At 62.9% G+C, this 267-nt stretch carries 1 protein-coding gene; it reads left to right on the top strand.

Features of this window, described 5'->3' with window-relative positions; genetic code table 11:
* Nucleotides 1-39 precede the first annotated feature (39 nt).
* Nucleotides 40-267, top strand: a 228-nt coding sequence (locus tag E5W70_RS33240) for a helix-turn-helix domain-containing protein (protein WP_366509762.1), incomplete at its 3' end; no start/stop codon positions are given.

Raw genomic sequence — 267 nt, 5'->3', positions numbered from 1 at the left:
GGCGATGGAAGCTCAGGCGATGGCAGCGCCCGCGACAGCATTCTCAAGGCCGCAGAGCAGATCTTCGCCGAAGTCGGCTTTGAAGGCGCGTCGCTTCGCCAGATCGCCGGCCATGCGGATGTGCCGGTGGCGCTGGTTAGCTACCACTTCAAGAACAAGCTCAATCTCTATCGCGACGTGTTTCTGCTTCGCGATCCGGATACCGGCGCGCAGCGTCGGGCGGGGCTGGCGCTGGCTCAGATGGAAGACGATCTGGATCGAAGGCTG

It is taken from the genome of Mesorhizobium sp. (genome assembly GCF_005063415.1).
GTDB lineage: Bacteria > Pseudomonadota > Alphaproteobacteria > Rhizobiales > Rhizobiaceae > Mesorhizobium.
The sequence above is the reverse complement of the archived record's forward strand: the minus strand, read 5'-3'. Positions and strand labels throughout refer to the sequence as shown.